General features: G+C 58.8%; 1 pseudogene. It reads right to left on the reverse strand.

The window, feature by feature from the left end:
• Positions 1-414 (reverse strand): annotated as a pseudogene (locus ASE04_RS31745) (transposase); the annotation flags it as partial.

The raw sequence follows: 414 nt of genomic DNA on the forward strand, positions 1-414 counted from the left end.
TCAAGCCTGAAACAGGAGATCGGTCTGTCGTTTGTCCTCGCTGGCCCGCTTACTCGACGGGTTCTTCAGCCAGGCGTAGAAACCGCTCGGGTGAACATGGAGAAGCCGACACATCGTCCGCACCGAGAACCGCAGGCGATGCAGGGCAATGAATGCGTACTTCACTTTGCATCCCTGGCGAAGTACGCGGCCGCTTTTTTCAGGATGTCGCGCTCCTCGGTGACGCGAGCCAGTTCCTTCTTCAGCCGTCTGATCTCCTCGGCCTCATCGCTGTCTTTGACGTTCGATGTGCCGAACTTCTTCTTCCACTCGTAGAGCGAATGCGGGCTGACCCCCAGCCGCTGCGAGACCTCCGCTACCGGATAGCCCCGCTCAGTGATCTGACGCACCGCRTCACGTTTGAACTCTTCTGTG

The organism is Rhizobium sp. Root708, assembly GCF_001429725.1.
Lineage (GTDB): Bacteria > Pseudomonadota > Alphaproteobacteria > Rhizobiales > Rhizobiaceae > Rhizobium.